This window comes from Enterococcus sp. 10F3_DIV0382 (assembly GCF_002140245.1).
GTDB lineage: Bacteria > Bacillota > Bacilli > Lactobacillales > Enterococcaceae > Enterococcus_B > Enterococcus_B lactis.
In genome coordinates, this window is the sequence record NZ_NGMF01000001.1 from 2,089,285 (window position 1) to 2,091,383 (window position 2,099).

A 2,099-nucleotide genomic window follows, 5' to 3' on the forward strand; every position below is an offset into this window, starting at 1 on the left:
AACTGGGGTAGCTGGATTCGAACCAACGCATGAGGGAGTCAAAGTCCCTTGCCTTACCGCTTGGCTATACCCCAAGAATAAAAAAGGCGAATGATGGGAATCGAACCCACGAATGCCGGAGCCACAATCCGGTGCGTTAACCACTTCGCCACATTCGCCATCATAAAAGATGTTATTTAATTTCTCAATAAAAAACTAAGATGAAGACATCTTAGTCAATACCGGCGGCCGGGGTCGAACCGGCACGCCCTCAACGGGCACTGGATTTTGAGTCCAGCGCGTCTGCCAATTCCGCCACGCCGGCAAGTTGATTTATTAGTACTAAGGCGGTAACCGGATTTGAACCGGTGATGAAGGTTTTGCAGACCTCTGCCTTACCACTTGGCTATACCGCCATTATACTATTATCAATCTATAAAATAAAGAATAAATTATAGAAACTGGGGTAGCTGGATTCGAACCAACGCATGAGGGAGTCAAAGTCCCTTGCCTTACCGCTTGGCTATACCCCAAGAATAAAAAAGGCGAATGATGGGAATCGAACCCACGAATGCCGGAGCCACAATCCGGTGCGTTAACCACTTCGCCACATTCGCCATGGCAGGGGCAGCAGGAATTGAACCCACACTAACGGTTTTGGAGACCGCTGTTCTACCTTTAAACTATGCCCCTATAAAATGGAGGAGAGTGGATTCGAACCACTGAACCCTAAGGAACGGATTTACAGTCCGTCGCGTTTAGCCACTTCGCTACTCCTCCATGGTGGCGCGGGACAGAATCGAACTGCCGACACACGGAGCTTCAATCCGTTGCTCTACCAACTGAGCTACCGCGCCATATTTTAAAATTATTAATTGAATAACAAGAACGACGGTTCCGACGGGAATCGAACCCGCGATCTCCTGCGTGACAGGCAGGCATGTTAACCCCTACACCACGGAACCAGTTCATTATGGAGGTTAACGGGATCGAACCGCTGACCCTCTGCTTGTAAGGCAGATGCTCTCCCAGCTGAGCTAAACCTCCAACATTCAATTAAATGACCCGTACGGGATTCGAACCCGTGTTACCGCCGTGAAAGGGCGGTGTCTTAACCGCTTGACCAACGGGCCAGGTAAACTTGTTACGGAGAGTAAGGGATTCGAACCCTTGAGACAGTTTGCACCATCTACATGATTTCCAATCATGCTCCTTCGGCCTCTCGGACAACTCTCCCGAGTGAAAGAAGCTCAATACTCTTTCTCAAAATGAGAACTCCGGCAGTAGGACTCGAACCTACGACATCATGATTAACAGTCATGCGCTACTACCAACTGAGCTATGCCGGAATAACATCAGCGTGGCGACGTCCTACTCTCACAAGGGGCAACCCCTCACTACAATCGGCGCTAAGAAGCTTAACTTCTGTGTTCGGCATGGTTACAGGTGTATCCTTCTCGCTATCGCCACCACACTGTGGTGTTATCTTTTATTGAGTAAATTTTGTTCACTCAAAACTGGATTTGAAGTCATATAAGTTTTTGCCGAGTTCTTTTCTTTTTAACCTATTGGTTAAGTCCTCGATCGATTAGTATCAGTCCGCTCCATACATCACTGTACTTCCACTCCTGACCTATCTACCTGATCATCTCTCAGGGATCTTACTTTCTTAAAGAAATGGGAAATCTCATCTTGAGGTGGGCTTCACACTTAGATGCTTTCAGCGTTTATCCCTTCCCTACATAGCTACCCAGCAATGCCCTTGGCAGAACAACTGGTACACCAGCGGTAAGTCCATCCCGGTCCTCTCGTACTAAGGACAGCTCCTCTCAAATTTCCAACGCCCGCGACGGATAGGGACCGAACTGTCTCACGACGTTCTGAACCCAGCTCGCGTGCCGCTTTAATGGGCGAACAGCCCAACCCTTGGGACCGACTACAGCCCCAGGATGCGACGAGCCGACATCGAGGTGCCAAACCTCCCCGTCGATGTGGACTCTTGGGGGAGATAAGCCTGTTATCCCCAGGGTAGCTTTTATCCGTTGAGCGATGGCCCTTCCATGCGGAACCACCGGATCACTAAGCCCGACTTTCGTCCCTGCTCGACTTGTTGGTCTCGC

At 49.6% G+C, this 2,099-nt stretch carries 14 tRNA genes and 2 rRNA genes; all 16 read right to left on the bottom strand.

Features of this window, described 5'->3' with window-relative positions:
- Window positions 1–2: 2 nt before the first annotated feature.
- Window positions 3–74: transfer RNA gene (locus tag A5849_RS10480), tRNA-Gln, on the bottom strand.
- 11 nt (window positions 75–85) lie between these two features.
- A tRNA-His gene (locus A5849_RS10485) sits at window positions 86–158 on the bottom strand.
- 61 nt (window positions 159–219) lie between these two features.
- Window positions 220–304, bottom strand: a tRNA-Leu gene (locus tag A5849_RS10490).
- A 20-nt stretch (window positions 305–324) separates the two neighbouring features.
- A tRNA-Cys gene (locus A5849_RS10495) sits at window positions 325–395 on the bottom strand.
- Window positions 396–440: 45 nt separating this feature from the next.
- Window positions 441–512 (bottom strand) — tRNA-Gln (locus tag A5849_RS10500).
- 11 nt (window positions 513–523) lie between these two features.
- Window positions 524–596, bottom strand: a tRNA-His gene (locus A5849_RS10505).
- A gap of 2 nt (window positions 597–598) precedes the next feature.
- Window positions 599–672, bottom strand: a tRNA-Trp gene (locus A5849_RS10510).
- A gap of 6 nt (window positions 673–678) precedes the next feature.
- Window positions 679–759 (bottom strand) — tRNA-Tyr (locus A5849_RS10515).
- Window position 760: 1 nt separating this feature from the next.
- Window positions 761–836: transfer RNA gene (locus A5849_RS10520), tRNA-Phe, on the bottom strand.
- 35 nt (window positions 837–871) lie between these two features.
- Window positions 872–944: transfer RNA gene (locus A5849_RS10525), tRNA-Asp, on the bottom strand.
- A gap of 9 nt (window positions 945–953) precedes the next feature.
- Window positions 954–1,026, bottom strand: a tRNA-Val gene (locus A5849_RS10530).
- Window positions 1,027–1,040: 14 nt separating this feature from the next.
- Window positions 1,041–1,112 (bottom strand) — tRNA-Glu (locus A5849_RS10535).
- A 14-nt stretch (window positions 1,113–1,126) separates the two neighbouring features.
- Window positions 1,127–1,215: transfer RNA gene (locus A5849_RS10540), tRNA-Ser, on the bottom strand.
- A 39-nt stretch (window positions 1,216–1,254) separates the two neighbouring features.
- A tRNA-Asn gene (locus A5849_RS10545) sits at window positions 1,255–1,328 on the bottom strand.
- Between the two features lie 9 nt (window positions 1,329–1,337).
- Window positions 1,338–1,453, bottom strand: a 5S ribosomal RNA gene (gene rrf / locus A5849_RS10550).
- A 94-nt stretch (window positions 1,454–1,547) separates the two neighbouring features.
- Window positions 1,548–2,099 (bottom strand): 23S ribosomal RNA (locus A5849_RS10555); the annotation flags it as partial.